Source organism: Lysinibacillus sp. FSL K6-3209, assembly GCF_037976175.1.
GTDB classification, from domain to species: domain Bacteria; phylum Bacillota; class Bacilli; order Bacillales_A; family Planococcaceae; genus Lysinibacillus; species Lysinibacillus sphaericus_D.
The window spans coordinates 1004342-1019439 of sequence record NZ_CP150264.1 but is presented as its reverse complement, the minus strand read 5'-3'; the positions used below and the strand labels follow the sequence as shown (position 1 = coordinate 1019439).

Annotated in this window: 12 protein-coding genes; all 12 read right to left on the bottom strand. The window is 39.3% G+C overall.

Features of this window, described 5'->3' with window-relative positions:
• Positions 1 to 5: 5 nt before the first annotated feature.
• The 12 genes from opp4B to MHH88_RS04745 all read right to left on the bottom strand — a co-directional run bounded on the left by opp4B (position 6) and on the right by MHH88_RS04745 (position 15098).
• Positions 6 to 971 (bottom strand): oligopeptide ABC transporter permease, encoded by a 966-nt coding sequence (gene opp4B, locus MHH88_RS04800; RefSeq protein WP_069510221.1) that lies wholly within the window; start codon positions 969 to 971, stop codon positions 6 to 8.
• A gap of 92 nt (positions 972 to 1063) precedes the next feature.
• Positions 1064 to 2791 carry an oligopeptide ABC transporter substrate-binding protein gene (gene opp4A / locus MHH88_RS04795; RefSeq protein ID WP_339261707.1) on the bottom strand — a complete coding sequence of 576 codons (1728 nt, stop codon included), beginning with the start codon at positions 2789 to 2791 and terminating at the stop codon, positions 1064 to 1066.
• Between the two features lie 62 nt (positions 2792 to 2853).
• Positions 2854 to 3843: an oligopeptide/dipeptide ABC transporter ATP-binding protein gene (locus tag MHH88_RS04790; protein WP_069510223.1), complete on the bottom strand. Its 990-nt coding sequence runs from the start codon at positions 3841 to 3843 to the stop codon at positions 2854 to 2856.
• Between the two features lie 4 nt (positions 3844 to 3847).
• The gene (locus MHH88_RS04785; RefSeq protein ID WP_029747186.1) at positions 3848 to 4843 is read right to left on the bottom strand and encodes an ABC transporter ATP-binding protein; all 996 of its coding nucleotides are present in this window, start codon (positions 4841 to 4843) and stop codon (positions 3848 to 3850) included.
• 788 nt (positions 4844 to 5631) lie between these two features.
• Positions 5632 to 6261 (bottom strand): orotate phosphoribosyltransferase, encoded by a 630-nt coding sequence (gene pyrE / locus MHH88_RS04780; RefSeq protein WP_069510225.1) that lies wholly within the window; start codon positions 6259 to 6261, stop codon positions 5632 to 5634.
• Positions 6258 to 6968, bottom strand: coding sequence for an orotidine-5'-phosphate decarboxylase (gene pyrF, locus MHH88_RS04775; RefSeq protein WP_069510227.1), 711 nt, complete (start codon positions 6966 to 6968; stop codon positions 6258 to 6260). Before pyrF ends, pyrE begins: the two co-directional genes overlap by 4 nt.
• A complete protein-coding gene (locus MHH88_RS04770) occupies positions 6968 to 7879 on the bottom strand; it encodes a dihydroorotate dehydrogenase (RefSeq protein ID WP_103977318.1) in 912 nt (303 codons plus the stop codon). Before MHH88_RS04770 ends, pyrF begins: the two co-directional genes overlap by 1 nt.
• Entirely contained in the window at positions 7876 to 8649 is a 774-nt protein-coding gene (locus MHH88_RS04765; RefSeq protein WP_024362113.1) for a dihydroorotate dehydrogenase electron transfer subunit, read from the bottom strand. The genes MHH88_RS04770 and MHH88_RS04765 overlap by 4 nt, the downstream gene beginning before the upstream one ends.
• Position 8650: 1 nt before the next feature.
• Positions 8651 to 11848 (bottom strand): carbamoyl-phosphate synthase large subunit, encoded by a 3198-nt coding sequence (carB, locus tag MHH88_RS04760; protein WP_339261706.1) that lies wholly within the window; start codon positions 11846 to 11848, stop codon positions 8651 to 8653.
• Positions 11841 to 12941: a glutamine-hydrolyzing carbamoyl-phosphate synthase small subunit gene (gene carA, locus MHH88_RS04755; RefSeq protein ID WP_024362115.1), complete on the bottom strand. Its 1101-nt coding sequence runs from the start codon at positions 12939 to 12941 to the stop codon at positions 11841 to 11843. Before carA ends, carB begins: the two co-directional genes overlap by 8 nt.
• Positions 12941 to 14218 carry a dihydroorotase gene (locus tag MHH88_RS04750; RefSeq protein WP_339261705.1) on the bottom strand — a complete coding sequence of 426 codons (1278 nt, stop codon included), beginning with the start codon at positions 14216 to 14218 and terminating at the stop codon, positions 12941 to 12943. The genes carA and MHH88_RS04750 overlap by 1 nt, the downstream gene beginning before the upstream one ends.
• A gap of 1 nt (position 14219) precedes the next feature.
• On the bottom strand, positions 14220 to 15098 hold the full coding sequence (locus tag MHH88_RS04745; protein ID WP_069510231.1) for an aspartate carbamoyltransferase catalytic subunit: 879 nt from the start codon (positions 15096 to 15098) through the stop codon (positions 14220 to 14222).

The window sequence follows — 15098 nt, the reverse complement described above, 5'->3', positions numbered from 1 at the left end:
CCTCCCTAATCTAGTCTAATTCGCGGATCTACTATACCGTACAGTAAATCGGCTACTAAATTTCCAAAAAGTGTTAAGAACGAAAGTAACATAGTTATCGACATCATGACCGCATAATCTCTTCTTCCAACGGAATCTAAGAACAGTGCACCTATTCCGGGATAAGTAAAGATGGTTTCTGTAATAACCGCACCGCTAATTAATGTAGCGATGTCAAACCCAAGGAAAGTAATAATCGGAATAATCGAATTTCTTAAAATATGCTTGTTGTAAATTTTTGATTCCTTTGTTCCTTTTGCTCTTGCCGTACGTACAAAATCTTTTCGACTGTTTTCAATAATATCGTTGCGCAAAAATTGCGTGTAGGATGCCGTTCCCATTAATCCTAAAACAAGGGCTGGTAATAATACATGGTGGATCCTACTTAAATAATAAGCAAATGTGCCTTCCTGCAGCCCTACACCAACTGAGCCGTTGAATGGGAACCACCCTAATTGGAAAGAGAACACATAAATAGCGACAATGCCGGCAACAAATGACGGAATCGCTAAAGCTAGGTAATTATACGAAGCTATTAGATTATCACCTAATGTATAAGGTTTTCTTCCTGCATACATCCCCATGATAAAAGCAAAAATATACGTAAAAATTAAAGATGTAATGGCTAAAAATAATGTATTTGGAATTCGCTGTGCAATCACTTCCACTGCAGGTTTTTTATAAACGGTTGATTTGCCAAAATCCCCTTGTACAAAATTCGCCATCCATCTTCCATATTGCACGATAATTGGATCATTATAGCCTAACTTCTCTCTCATTTCCTCGATGTATTGTGGGTTTGTATTGGATGGATCAATTTCTCCCGCAAATGGATCTCCTGGCATCATTTTTGCTAAGAAGAACACAACTAACGAAATAAGGAGTAACAATGGAATCATGCCGAGTAGTCTTCGAAGTGTGTATTGAAGCATGTGACGTCCCCTTATCAATTAAAATTTACTACTATCAAGCTCCAATTTGAGCCTGATAGTAGTAGGTTTCTCAGCCTTGATTAAGCACTAACTTACTCAACAATGTGCCATTTATAAACGTCTGTTTGGAATCCAACAGCGTTAATATGAACACCTTGTAGTCGATTGTTAATACCATATAAATCTAGATTTTCCCATAATGGTAGTGCTGGTAATTGTTCGTTGAAGTATTTTTGCCAATTAACATACACTTTTTTACGGTAGTCTTTATCAAATGCTTTTTCACTTAACGCTTCTTTTAATAATTTGTCATTCTCTGCATCTACATAACGACCGTAGTTCCATTCTGCATCATTAGCCCATAAACCTGATGGGTCTGGATCAGAACCCATGCTCCAAGAACCGAAGAATGCCTCTAATGCTGCATCATCGTTATCTTTCATTTCATTGTACAAATTAAACTCAACTAAGCTTCCTGTTGCTAATTCTGTTTTTACGCCAATATCATTCCAAGATTGAATGATTGCTTGTGAACGACCTTCAAATGCAGCTGGTCCTGCATAGTGACCAAATAAAATTTTGAATGGTTGACCTTTTGGATCTTCAACAAATCCATCACCGTCTGTATCAACATAGCCTGCTGTTTTTAACAGCTCTTTCGCTTTATCCACATTAAACTCGTATGCATTTAAATCTGAAGCATCTGCAGCAGTCCAGAAAGTAACTGGGATAACTGTGTTCGCTACTTTCGCTTTTCCTTCTAAGAAAGCATCGATCATTGCTGGACGGTTAAGAGCATATAATAGTGCCTGACGTAATTCTTTTGAATTGAATTTATCAAAATCAGCTACATTTTTCAGTGTAGCTTTATCACGATGACCAAAACGAAGCCCGATATAAGAATAGCTCACACCAGTTGTTTCTTCGATACGTACATTGCTTAATGCAGAAAGCTCTTTCACAGATTGTGGTCTAATATCCATGATGTCGATTTCTCCGTTTTGGAACGCACCCGCAGCTAATGATGGGTCAATTACTTTTACAATAACACCATCAAGCGCTGGTTTCCCTTTCCAGTAATCATCAAAACGCTCTAATTCAGAATACTCGCCGTCTACCACTTTTTTCACTTTAAACGCGCCTAATCCTACAGGGTTTTCGCGCACTTGTTTTGATTCACTTAAATCTTTTACTGCAATGCCTTCATAATGTTTCTTAGGCATTGGGTATTGCCAAATGCTTTCTAAGTTATTAATTTTCACTTCTTTAAAAGTAATTTTAATTGTGTAAGGATCTACAACTTCAATTCCTGCAATTTTATCTGCTTTGCCTGCTTTTTTCTCTTCTGCCCCTTTTACGCCTTCAACATAGTTGAAACGAGGACCATCATAATCAGGGTGTGCTAACGTTTCTAATGCGAAAACCCAGTCTTCACCTGTTAGTTCCTCACCATTATGCCATTTTACGCCCTTTTCGAAATTGAACGTATACGTTAATTTATCTTCACTAATATCCCATTTTGCAAGGTTTGGTACATATTCTAATTCATCATTTACATCATACACGCCATCCATCATGAAATTTTGGATATAGCTATCTACGATACTTCCTGCAAAGGCAGGGTCAAATACGCCCTCTGGCGCTTGGTCTGTTCCGAATGTAACCACGCCACCTTCTTTAACATCAGTAGTTGCCGCTGGCGTTTCCTTATCTTTTTGTGCATCTTTGTCAGTAGTCCCTGAATCACTATTACATGCTGCTAGGAATAAAGCCATGACAAGCATCAGTAACAGTGACCATAATGTTTTTGTCTTTTTCATTCTTTTCCCCCCGTTAAAATTTTATTTTGAAAAGCATTGTTTCCTGTATTTTCTTGCCGTTGTTAATATAAGTGGCAAGCAACGTTATGGTCTGGCTTCACCTCCTTTAATACTGGTTTCGTTAAGGAACATTCCATCATGGCTTTAGGGCATCTTGGATGGAATGGACATCCTGTCGGAGGATTTGCGGGACTTGGTACATCACCTTCTAATACAATGCGCGTACTTTTTTTGCGAGGATCCGGTACGGGTATCGCGGAAATAAGCGCTTGTGTATAAGGGTGCAATGGTTCATCATAAATACTCGTCTTGTTAGCAATTTCAACAATATTTCCTAGATACATCACGCCAATGCGATCACTCATATGCTTCACAACACTTAAATCATGCGCAATAAATAAAAAGGTTAAGTCAAACTCATCCTGCAATTCTTTTAATAGATTCAAAACTTGAGATTGAACGGAAACATCCAAAGCAGAAACAGGTTCATCGGCGATAATTAGTTTTGGTTTTAGAGCTAGGGCTCTCGCAATACCAATTCGCTGACGCTGCCCTCCTGAAAATTCATGCGCATACTTATAATAGGCATCTTCAGGTAAGCCTACTTTGCGCAATAACTCCACAACTTCACCTTTTAATGAATTGAGCGTTTTGTTATGGAAATTCATAATGGGCTCCGCTACAATACTGCCAACCATTTGCATTGGATTTAACGATGCATAAGGATCTTGGAATACCATTTGGATATCTTTTCTTATCTCTCTTAATGATTTGCCTTGTAATTTTGTAATATCCTGACCATTAAAAATGATTTGTCCTTCAGTAGAATCTAACAATCGAATAATAGTACGCCCAGTTGTTGATTTTCCACAGCCTGATTCCCCTACCAACCCGAGTGTTTCACCATTTTTAATAGAAAATGAAATATTATCGACCGCTTTCACATGTCCGACTGTCTTTTTTATAAATCCGCCTTTTATCGGGTAATAAGTTTTTAGGTTGTTCACTTCAAGTAAGTTTTCTTTACGTTGTTTGATTGTAGTTTCTGTCATGTTGTTACCTCACACTTTCTTTAGGATAGCAACCTTCATATAGTAAGCACGAAACCTCATGACCATCAGCCATTTGTGCAAGCTGTGGCGTTACTGTACTACACTCAGGTTTTACAGACGGGCATCTATCGGCAAAGCGACAGCCAAAAGTAGGCATATTTTTTAATGAAGGCACGATGCCCTGGATTGTTGTTAACTCACTCACCTCTAAATCAATACGAGGAATCGATGCCATTAACAGCTTTGTATACGGATGTTGTGGGTTATAAAACAAATTATCTACATTCGTGCGTTCTACAATTTTCCCAGCATACATAATGATGACTTCATCACACATTTCTGCCACTACACCTAAGTCATGCGTGATCAAAATAATGGACATATCATTTTTCTCTTGAATTTTTTTCAGCAGCTCTAGAATTTGGGCTTGCACAGTGACATCTAGTGCAGTAGTCGGTTCATCAGCAATTAAAAGCTTTGGATGACAGGCAATCGCAATTGCAATCATTACCCTTTGTCGCATCCCTCCAGATAATTGGTGGGGATATTCGTCAACAATTTTGTCTGGTCTAGGGATGCCTACACTTTTTAACAATTCGATGGCTTGCTGCCTTGCTTCTGTTTTGGAGATTGACAGATGATTTAATAAAATCTCTTCAATCTGATTACCAATTGTAAATACAGGGTTTAAAGATGTCATAGGCTCTTGAAAGATCATACTAATATCTTTTCCTCGTATTTTATTCATTTCATCGCTTGAATAATTTTCTATATTTTGGCCTTGGAACTTTATTTCCCCGCCAGTAACTTTGCCAATTCCTTGGGGCAGTAGCTGCATAATTGACAGTGACATAACACTTTTACCACAGCCTGATTCCCCTACAATCCCTACAATTTGACCAGGCTTAACCGAAAAGGACACATTATCGACTGCATGATAAATATCCCCTTCTATATCAAAACCAGTTTTTAGGTTCTTTACTTCGAGCATTAAATTCATTTAATCATCACACCTTCGTAAATTTTTTCTAAATAGAAATATGTAGTAAATACTAGCGATGTCCAAACTTTCCTGATTCAATATTCAGAAAAAAGATTTGAAACGGATTAAACTTATTTCAAAATTATTTCTACTCAAATAATTAATAGTTTTTATTATATTGAATTTAAATACATATTAATAAATTTTTTACAGTATAAACAAAAAAACAACTTACTATTTACTTATAGAATTATCTGAAAATTATCTCTACGGCTATTTTATCTAGAAATAATACATTTAATCAAGAGTTTTTTTACAACTCTTCATAATGTTATATACATAATAAACCGTACAACTATTACAAAAATTTTTTCTTTTTACAAATTAATTCTAATGAAATATTTGCTAATCTATTTATCCGTTCTACTTTTCATTAGTTTTTTATTATTTAAATATAATAAATAACAAGATTGCACAATCCTAACTTCTTCACACATTGCATTCTTTTATTTGGTAAACTTGATTATTATTGGACTTACTTTAATTTTCTGTTTATTTTTAATACTCAATTATTATCAACATATAATTTTTCCCTTTAAAGCATTAATATTAAAAAGCGATTTTTATTACATTAGAAAACTTTATTTTATTGAATTTTCTTTAACATACATCTCCTTATATTTAATTTTTATATTTCAATCCTTCACAGTTCCTTTCCAATAAAAAAACGACCACAGGTTATCATAACCGTGATCGTTTCATTATTCTTTATTAAACAGATTCGTTATAGCTAGTCAAAAATGCGATTATAACTCTCCAGCTTTAAGTTTTGCATGCCAATCTTTTAAAAATGGAATATCTTCTTCTTTAATGGCACCAGATTCGTTCGCTGCTTCAATTAGATAATCGAAGTTTGTTAAAGATACGTACTTTATGCCCGCTTCATCAAATGCTTGTTCAGCACGTGGTAAGTTATACGTATAAACACATACAACCCCTAATACTTCACAACCCGCTGCACGTAAAGCTTCAACTGCTGTAATGGAAGAACCACCTGTTGACACAATATCTTCGACTACGATGACTTTTTGTCCAGCAGCGTATTTTCCTTCAATCTGATTGCCACGACCATGTTCTTTTGCCTTTGAGCGTACATAGACCATCGGTAAGTCTAAAATATCACTTACCCATGCAGCATGTGGAATACCTGCTGTGGCTGTACCAGCTACGATTTCTGTTGCACCAAAGTTCTCTTTAATCACAGTGGCTAAGCCATTTGCCAATTGTTTACGGATAACTGGGTCAGAGATTGTTAGACGCGTATCACAGTAAATTGGAGATTTAATACCTGATGCCCATGTAAAAAGTTCTGTTGGATTTAATTCGACAGCGCCAACTTTAAGCATAGCGTGTGCGATTTCGTTTTGTAATGTCATATTGATGCCTCCCATAGTTCACTTACCATTTTATATGCTGCTACTGGATCTTGCGCACCTGTTACGGCACGGCCTACTACGATTAAAGAAGAACCATCACGTTTGGCGCCATCCGGTGTAGCGATGCGCTTTTGATCGTGAGCGTCACCGCCTGCTAAACGGATACCAGGTGTGACACGTAAAAAGTCTTGGCCACACACTTCAGCAATTGCTTGTGCTTCATGTACCGAGCAAACCACACCATTCAAGCCTGCTTGTTTTGTTAAGTTTGCATAATGCAATACCGATTCTTGCAATGTTAACGCAATTTTTTGCTCTGCTTGCATTTGCGCTTCCGTAGTGGATGTTAGTTGTGTCACTGCAATCAATGCAGCGCGCTCTTGACCTGCGGGTGTCCCTGCTTCCAAACCTTCGAGTGCGGCTTCCATCATCGGACGCCCGCCCGCTGCATGGACATTGACTAAATTAACCCCTAATTTAGCTAAGCCCTTCATCGCTGAGCCAACCGTATTAGGAATATCATGTAGCTTTAAGTCTAAGAAAATATCATGACCTAAATCTTTCACTTTGCGGACAATATCTGGACCTTCTTGCATATAAAGCTCCATACCAATTTTGACGAAAAGAGGCTCTTGAAAATGTGCTAAAAACTTGAAAACTTCTGCTTCTCCTGGGAAATCAAGTGCTAGAATTGGTTTTGTATTCATTAACGATGGCTCCTTCCGATAATATCCGTAATATGTTCTACACCTAAAGCGTCAAGCTTTGCAGGTAATTCCTCAATGATATTCGGGCAAACAAAATGATCGACAAAGTTGGCTGTTCCAACCGCAACTGCTGATGCACCAGCAGACATAAAATCAATAACATCTTGTGCTTCGCTTACGCCACCCATCCCAATAATCGGAATATTGACTGCCTTATACACCTCATATACCATACGAATGGCAACAGGTTTTACTGCAGGACCTGATAAGCCCCCTGTACCGTTGGCAATGACAGGTTTACCTGTACGTTCATGTAAGCGCATGCCGATTAATGTATTAATCATCGTAATGCCATCCGCTCCACCTGCTTCAACAGCTTGCGCAATTTCTACGATATTTGTAACGTTTGGTGATAATTTCACGTAAACAGGTACTTCCGACACTGCCTTGACAGCTGCAACCAAATCTCTTGCTGTTGCTGGATCTGTCCCGAATTGAATACCGCCACATTTTACGTTCGGGCATGAAATATTAAGTTCTAGTGCTTTGACATTGGGTGCAGCTGAGATGCGACGTGCTACTTCCACGTAATCTGCTGTTTCCGTTCCCGCTACATTGGCAATAATCGGCACATCATAGCCTTCTAAAAACTTTAATTCTTCATTCATTACTTTTTCAATACCAGGATTTTGTAAACCAATCGCATTTAACATTCCTGCTGCTGTTTCCGCTACACGAGGTGTCGGATTGCCAAGTCTTGTTTCTACAGTTGTTGCTTTAATCATAATCGCGCCAAGTTTCGATAAATCGTATAGTTGCGCATACTCACGACCAAAGCCAAAGCAACCTGAAGCTGGCATAATTGGATTTTTTAAATCTAAGCCAGGTAATTGGATATTTAAACGACTCATAATGCCACCGTACCTTTCGGGAATACTGGACCGTCAGAGCATACTTTGACATAGTCTTTATCAATTTGATCTGTTGTCTTACATACACACGCGAAGCAAGCTCCAATGCCACAGCCCATTCGCTCTTCAAAAGATAAATAGCCTTCTTTTTCAGGATAGAAACCTTCTAAAGCTTTTAACATCGGTAGAGGACCACAAGAATAGAACACATCAAACTCCGGTGCACGTGATTCTAAAACGTTCGTCACAAAGCCCTTTGTTCCTTTTGAGCCATCGACTGTTACATAATGTGTTTCACCAAGTGCGTTAAATTCCTCTTCGTAGAAGCATACATCCTCTGTTTGGAAGCCTAATACATGGATGGTCTTCACACCACGTGCATTAAGTTGTTTTGACAGCTCATGTAAAGGAGGTACACCGATGCCGCCACCAACTAATAATGCTGTCCCACCTGTCTTTACCGCATCAACTGGGAAGCCATTACCGATTGGGCCAAGGACATTGACTAGCTGCCCTTCACGATTTGTCGCTAACACCTTTGTTCCTCGACCTTCCGCACGATAAATCATGGTAAATTCACTGTTGTCTTTATCTATGTTTGCAATACTAATAGGTCGACGTAAAAGCGGCTCCAATGAATCTGACACCTTTACATGGACAAACTGGCCAGGAGTCATATCCTGAACCAGTTCACCACGAAGTGTCAATTCGAAAATGTTTGTCGCAATTTGCTTTTGAGAGACGACCGTCATTTTCTCTTGACGAATCATATTAATGTACTACCTCCGCTTTTGGCATTTGTTCTGCTGTAAATGTCATTGATTCAATTACACGTAGCATTGCTTCTGCTGTATCTAGAGAAGTTAAGCAAGGCACACCATTTTCTACAGACTCACGTCGAATGCGGAATCCATCACGCGCTGGTTGCTTGCCTTTTGTTAATGTGTTCACTACTAATTGCGCTTCCCCATTTTGAATTAAATCAAGTAATGTTTGTCCTTTGGCACCGATTTTACCTACTACATCAGTACGAACACCAGCAGCTTCAAATGCTTGTGCAGTACCTTCAGTCGCTACAATGCGGTAGCCTACTGTTGAAAAGCGTTTAGCAAGTACAATTGCTTCTTCTTTATCTTTATCAGATACAGTGAATAATACTGTGCCTTCTGTGCGAATTTCCATACCTGCTGCAACTAAGCCTTTATATAGTGCTTTTTCTAATGTTGCATCTTTCCCCATTACTTCCCCTGTCGATTTCATTTCAGGTCCTAATGTAATGTCCACTCGGCGTAATTTAGCGAATGAGAATACTGGTACTTTAACAAATACACCTTTTTGCTCTGCCGCTAAGCCAGTTGGGTAGCCTTGCGCTACGATTGATTTTCCAAGAATGGCTTTTGTTGCAATGTTCGCCATTGGGATATTCGTAATTTTACTTAAGAACGGTACTGTACGAGATGAACGAGGATTTACCTCAATGACATACACTTCACCTTGGGAAATAACATACTGGATGTTCATTAAGCCGATAATGCCAAGACCTTTTGCTAAACGCGTTGTGTAATCCACTAATGTATCTTTTTGCGCTTGTGTTAATTTTTGTGGTGGGTATACCGAAATCGAGTCACCAGAGTGTACCCCTGCACGTTCGATATGTTCCATAATACCTGGGATTAAAACATTTTCACCGTCACAAATCGCATCGACTTCAATTTCTTGTCCCGTTAAGTAACGGTCTACGAGTACTGGGTGATCTGGTGATGCCTCAACAGCGTTTTCCATATAGTGTTGTAATTCTTGTTCGTTATACACAATTTCCATTGCACGTCCACCAAGTACATACGAAGGACGAACTAGTACTGGGAAGCCTAAGCGTTCGCCAATGGCAAGTGCTTCTTCCGTTGAAACAGCTGTTTCACCTGGAGGCTGTGGAATGTCTAATGCATGTAAAGCTTGTTCGAATTTATCGCGGTTTTCTGCACGGTCGATATCTTCTAATGATGTACCTAAAATTTTCACACCATTTGCAGCTAATTTATCAGCAAGGTTAATGGCTGTTTGACCACCGAATTGGACAACTACACCAATTGGTTGTTCTAAATCGATAATATGCATAACATCTTCGATTGTTAATGGCTCGAAGTATAGCTTATCTGAAATCGAGAAGTCCGTTGATACGGTTTCTGGATTTGAGTTAATAATGATTGCTTCATAGCCTGCTTCTTGAATTGCCCATACAGAGTGCACTGTTGCATAGTCGAACTCTACCCCTTGACCGATACGGATTGGACCCGAACCTAATACAACAACGGATGGTTTATCAGATTTGATTGATTCGTTTTCTTCCTCATAAGTACCGTAGAAATATGGTGTTTCAGATTCAAACTCTGCTGCACATGTATCAACCATTTTGTAAACTGGGATAATGCCGTTTTCTTTACGGTACGCATATACTGCCTCTGGCGTTGTGTCCCATAGCTCGGCAATTTTTTTATCAGCAAAGCCTAGACGTTTTGCAGTGCGTAATATTTCTTTATCGTTTTTATGGTTAGCAAGTGTTTGCTCCATATCTACGATGTTTTTAAATTTATTTAAGAAGAATAAGTCAATTGCAGACCATTCATGGATTTGCTCGATTGTTACACCACGGCGCAATGCTTCACCGATGAAGAATAAACGCTCATCTCCCGCTTTACGGATACGTTTTTCAATCCAAGAGTCAGAGTTATCTTCTGCATGTTTTAGCTCTAAATGTACTTGACCTGTTTCAAGAGAACGAACAGCTTTCAGCATAGCTTCTTCAAACGTACGACCAAGTGCCATTACTTCACCAGTTGCCTTCATTTGTGTGCCTAAGTTACGTTTTGCTGATTCGAATTTATCGAATGGCCAGCGTGGAATTTTTGCGACAATGTAGTCTAGTGCTGGCTCGAAGCAAGCATACGTTGAACCTGTCACTGGATTTTTGATTTCATCTAATGTTAAACCTACTGCAATTTTTGCTGCTAGCTTGGCAATTGGGTAACCCGTTGCTTTTGACGCTAATGCAGATGAACGAGATACACGTGGGTTTACTTCGATGACATAGTAATTGAAGCTATATGGATCAAGTGCTAACTGTACGTTACAGCCACCTTCAATTTTTAGTGCACGGATAATATCTAATGAGATATTACGTAACATTTGGTTTTCACGGTCAGAAAGTGTTTGTGTTGGTGCTACGACGATAGAGTCACCTGTATGAATCCCTACAGGGTCGACATTTTCCATGTTACAAACTACGATGGCATTGTCAGCCGCATCGCGCATTACTTCGTATTCAATCTCTTTAAAGCCAGCGATTGATTTTTCAAGTAAGCATTGTGTAACTGGCGAATATTTTAAACCTGATGTAACGATTTCTTCTAAGTCTTGATCGTTATAACAAATACCACCGCCTGTACCGCCAAGTGTGAATGCAGGGCGTACAATTACTGGATAACCGATTTTTGCAACAAAGTTTTTCGCTTCATCTAAGTTATGAATAATATCTGATTCTGGTACTGGAGCACCTAGTTCATACATCAGGTTACGGAATAAATCACGGTCTTCTGCTTTATGAATAGCATCGAGCTTCGTACCAAGAATTTCGATATTTAGCTCATTTAAAATACCAGAGTTATCTAACTCAATCGCCATATTTAACCCTGTTTGACCACCTAGTGTAGGTAAGATGGCATCTGGGCGCTCTTTGCGTAAAATACGTGAGACAAATTCAAGTGTGATTGGCTCAATGTATACTTTGTCTGCAATTTCTGTATCTGTCATGATTGTTGCAGGGTTTGAGTTTATTAAAATAACGCGGTAGCCTTCTTCTTTTAATGAAAGACAAGCTTGTGTTCCGGCATAGTCAAATTCTGCTGCTTGTCCGATGACGATTGGACCTGACCCGATTACTAAAATAGTTTCTATATCTGTACGTTTAGGCATGTTGTTTCCCCTTCCCTGCTTCTGCTTCCATCATTTCAATGAATTCATCAAATAAGTGGTTTGAATCTTCTGGTCCTGGTGATGCTTCTGGGTGATATTGTACTGTGAAGATTGGATATTTCTTATGACGGACACCTTCACAAGTACCATCATTTAAAGCGACATGTGTTAATTCTAAATCTGTATCTTTTAATGATTCTATATCGATTGCATAACCATGGTTTTGAGATGTTAAATCTGTACGTCCTGTACGTAAATCTTTAACTGGGTGGTTACCACCACGGTGACCGAATGGTAATTTAAATGCCTTCGCACCACTTGCTAATGAGAAGATTTGGTGACCTAAGCAAATACCGAACATTGGCACTTTTCCGATTAAATTACGTACTGTTTCGATACCTTCTGCCACGTCCTCTGGGTTACCAGGGCCATTTGACAGCATAATACCGTCTGGATGCCATGCTAAAATTTCTGCTGCTGGTGTGTTGTATGGTACAACAAGGACATCACAATCACGCTTGTTTAATTCACGTAAAATACCGTGTTTCATACCGTAGTCAATTAACACTACTCGTTTGCCACGACCTGGTGATGGATAGGCAGCCTTTGGTGATACTTCGCGCACGTGATGTGTAATTGCTGGTGTCGCTTGTAGTTTTGCCACAATTTCTTCTACATTTACTTCTTCGTCAGCCGCAGTCAAGATGGCCTTAACAGAACCTTTGCTACGAATAATGCGTGTTAGCTTACGTGTATCAATGCCTTCAATTCCTGGGATATCTTTTGATGTTAAATATTCATCAACTGTTAAATCACATCTGAAATTCGACGGTGTTTTTGCTAGTTCGCGGACAACAAATCCACGAATTGCCGGTGTGATTGATTCGAAATCATCACGATTAATACCGTAGTTACCGATAAGTGGGTATGTTAACGTTACGATTTGTCCATAGAATGAAGGATCTGAAATCGTTTCTTGATATCCTGTCATCCCCGTAGTGAATACGACTTCACCTTGTGAAGCTCGCTCACTACCGAACGCTGTGCCTGTAAATACTGTGCCATCTTCTAAAATAAGTAAACGTTTTTTCATTACTCTGCCTCCTGGTATACGATATTACCTTCAAAAATTGTTACGACTGGCCAACCTTTTGCAACACAACCGTTGAATGGTGTATTGCGACCTTTTGATACAAATCCTTCTGCATCAATCGTTTGTTCTTTCTGTAAATCAATTAAAACCATGTCTGCCGAAGCCCCTACTTCTAACGTTCCATATGGTAAGTCAAAAATTTGTGCCGCTTTTACAGTCATCCAATCTACCAATTGCTTTAAAGTCCATTTCCCTGTTTCAACAAATTGTGTGTACAACAGCGGGAAGGCTGTTTCAAAGCCTACGATGCCGAATGGTGCACCAACCATGCCACAGCATTTTTCTTCTATTGTATGTGGTGCATGGTCTGTGGCGATGCAGTCAATCGTGCCGTCAAGTAGTGCTGCGTGTAGAGAATCCTTATCATCTGCACCTCGTAATGGCGGGTTCATTTTCCAGTTTGCATCATCGGATGGGATATCCATCTCTTCTAGTAATAAATGGTGTGGACAAACTTCTGCTGTGACGCGGATGCCTGCTGCTTTTGCATCGCGTACTGCACGCACTGATTCTTTTGTTGAAACGTGACACACATGGTAGCGTGCTCCTGCCGCTTCTGCAAGCAAAACATCGCGAGCAATTTGGACAGATTCACAAATGGACGGAATACCTGGTAAACCTAGCTCTTTGTTACGCTTGCCTTCATGCATAACACCATCATAAATTAATGAATTATCTTCACAGTGTGCGACAACGACCATGTCATGCTTTGCCGCATCCTGCATTTGTTCATACATTGTGGATGCAAGCTGAATACCTACACCATCATCGGAAAACGCTACTGCGCCATGTGCTTTTAATTCTTCAATATTCGTACGAACTTCCCCTGAAATATCTTGTGTTAATGAGCCGTATGGTAGTACACGAATTACTGCACTTTCTTGAATAAGCCCATTTATTAATTGCATGTTTTCAACCGTGTCAGGCACTGGTTTTGTATTTGGCATAGCACAAATTGTTGTAAAACCGCCTTTTGCGGCAGATGCTGAACCTGTTGCAATTGTTTCTTTATGTTCAAACCCTGGTTCGCGTAGATGTGTATGCACATCCACAAACCCTGGTGCAACAACTAAACCATTTCCTTCGATTATTTCTGCACCAGCTACATTGACCTCTTGTCCAATGGCAGTAATTTTGCCATCTACTATGGCGATATTTACTGTTTGCAATTCACCTTGTTCATTTAACATTTGTACATTTTGAAGTACTTTCGTCATGTTATTCTCTCCCTTGTAAAATCGTTTCAATTATTGCCATACGTGTGTATACACCATTGCGTACTTGGTCAAAGATGCGAGACCGTTCACATTCTACTAGCTCTGATGCAATTTCTACATCGCGGTTAACTGGCGCTGGATGCATAATAATTGCTGTGTCCTTCATTTTCTTCTCTCGTTCTACTGTCAAGCCATACTCTTCATGATAGCTTTCTTTTGAGAAGCTTTTATTTACTTTATGACGCTCATGTTGTACACGAAGTAACATAATGACATCACTTATTTCGATTAAATCGTCCCAAGAATGATGTGCTTTAAAATCCCCTGCCCATTCTACTGGACAAAGAAAATGTACATTTGCCCCTAACCGCTGTAATGCGGATGCATTGGATTTTGCTACACGGCTATGAGAAATATCTCCGGCGATTGTAATATTTAACCCTTCGAAAGAACCAAACTCTTTTTTTATCGTATACAGATCAAGTAATGATTGGGATGGATGTTGACCAGCGCCATCTCCTGCATTTATAACGGCAACATTGATGCCTTCTAGTAGCTCGTTATAATATTCATCTTCTTTGGCGCGGATAACAACCGCATCCATGCCAATCATTTCTAACGTCTTAACTGTATCGTACATTGTTTCGCCCTTTGTTACACTTGAAAAGCTTGCGTCAAACGGGATCACCGTACAGCCTACTTTGCGCTCTGCCATCTCAAAACTTGTTTTCGTACGTGTACTCGGTTCAAAAAATAAGTTTGCTACGTTATAAGCACGAGATAACGATGATGTTTCGCCATTTTCAAACGCCTGCGCACGATGTAAAATGCTGTTAATCTCTTCAGTTGTTAAATGTTCCATTGATAATAAGTTCTTCAT

Bases quoted from the DNA above. Each gene is read 5' to 3' on its own strand.
- opp4A (WP_339261707.1), bottom strand. From the start codon at position 2,791: ATGAAAAAGACAAAAACATTATGGTCACTGTTACTGATGCTTGTCATG.
- pyrE (WP_069510225.1), bottom strand. From the start codon at position 6,261: ATGACATTACAAAACGAAATCGCACACGCTATGCTTAAAGTTGGCGCT.
- MHH88_RS04770 (WP_103977318.1), bottom strand. From the start codon at position 7,879: ATGAGTCGTTTAAATATCCAATTACCTGGCTTAGATTTAAAAAATCCA.
- MHH88_RS04785 (WP_029747186.1), bottom strand. From the start codon at position 4,843: ATGAATTTAATGCTCGAAGTAAAGAACCTAAAAACTGGTTTTGATATA.
- MHH88_RS04750 (WP_339261705.1), bottom strand. From the start codon at position 14,218: ATGACGAAAGTACTTCAAAATGTACAAATGTTAAATGAACAAGGTGAA.
- MHH88_RS04745 (WP_069510231.1), bottom strand. From the start codon at position 15,098: ATGAAGAACTTATTATCAATGGAACATTTAACAACTGAAGAGATTAAC.
- MHH88_RS04790 (WP_069510223.1), bottom strand. From the start codon at position 3,843: ATGACAGAAACTACAATCAAACAACGTAAAGAAAACTTACTTGAAGTG.
- pyrF (WP_069510227.1), bottom strand. From the start codon at position 6,968: ATGAATACAAAACCAATTCTAGCACTTGATTTCCCAGGAGAAGCAGAA.
- carB (WP_339261706.1), bottom strand. From the start codon at position 11,848: ATGCCTAAACGTACAGATATAGAAACTATTTTAGTAATCGGGTCAGGT.
- opp4B (WP_069510221.1), bottom strand. From the start codon at position 971: ATGCTTCAATACACACTTCGAAGACTACTCGGCATGATTCCATTGTTA.
- carA (WP_024362115.1), bottom strand. From the start codon at position 12,941: ATGAAAAAACGTTTACTTATTTTAGAAGATGGCACAGTATTTACAGGC.
- MHH88_RS04765 (WP_024362113.1), bottom strand. From the start codon at position 8,649: ATGATTCGTCAAGAGAAAATGACGGTCGTCTCTCAAAAGCAAATTGCG.